This is a genomic window from Vibrio genomosp. F10 str. 9ZD137 (assembly GCF_049974785.1).
Lineage (GTDB): Bacteria > Pseudomonadota > Gammaproteobacteria > Enterobacterales > Vibrionaceae > Vibrio.
This window is the reverse complement of record NZ_JBNGCJ010000990.1, coordinates 1-937: the sequence shown is the minus strand read 5'-3', so window position 1 is coordinate 937 and position 937 is coordinate 1. Positions and strand designations below refer to the sequence as shown.

2 protein-coding genes are annotated in these 937 nt (G+C 38.8%); both read right to left on the bottom strand.

From position 1 onward, the window contains the following. Nucleotide 1: 1 nt before the first annotated feature. Nucleotides 2–487, bottom strand: a complete 486-nt coding sequence (locus tag ACP45E_RS21250; RefSeq protein ID WP_017034828.1) for a VOC family protein — start codon at nucleotides 485–487, stop codon at nucleotides 2–4. A 196-nt stretch (nucleotides 488–683) separates the two neighbouring features. Further along, nucleotides 684–937, bottom strand: a 254-nt coding sequence (locus ACP45E_RS21245; RefSeq protein ID WP_141707476.1) for a helix-turn-helix transcriptional regulator, incomplete at its 5' end; no start/stop codon positions are given.

Below are 937 nucleotides of genomic sequence, written 5' to 3'. Positions count from 1 at the left end.
ATTACTCGTAATCTGACGCGTAAGTCTCTTCGTAGGTGTGCGAGTAAAGCTCAAACAAATTACCAAACGGGTCTTCTAGGTAAACCATTTGTGCAGTCTTGCTGTCATCTTCTGGGTGGTAGCGCATAATATCCATGCGAACCTTACCGCCATATTGTTCAGTGCGCTCAATCACACCTTCAAAGTCATCAGTTTGCAGACAAAAATGGAAGATACCAAGACGAGAGAAATCCACTTCATGGCGTTCTTGACGTTCTTTCATCTCAAACATTTCGACACCAATACCATCAGAGGTAACCAGGTGTGCGATGTTAAAACCTTTAAAGCCTTCACCGAAAACAGCAATACACATACGACCAATCGCTGTTTCGCGCTCTTCGATAACTTTGGTGTTATTCATCACTATTTTTAGACCCAGCGCTTTGGTGTAAAACTCAACCGCTTTGTCCATATCGCCAACCATAATACCTACGTGATTCATTTTCATAATTTGCTCCAATCTCTAAGAATTTGTGTCATACCTTGTTTCGATGAAGAGAGTATAAGCAAAGGAAAATATTAATAAAAATTATCATACATTATAAATATGATAATTATATTTTATTTAAATTCATATCATCAATACGAATTACTCATTTAACATTAACGTATCGAAACGAATGAATACACAAAATACATAATAATCAACGAGCTAGATTACGAATTGGAGAAACGTGATCTTCAAACGACACATGTCGTCGAAGAAATGTTGTGCCTTCGATGAATTCAGGCTGACTGATCCGATCCATTCGAAAATGACGGAAATCCTTACGGGTAGAATCCCATGCGACTAAATACCATAGTGGTGGCAAAATCAGCATAGCTTGAGGTTCAACAAGTCTATTGGTTACCGCCCCTTTTGCGTCTCGGTATTGAAAACGCAGGTGCCGTTTTTTCA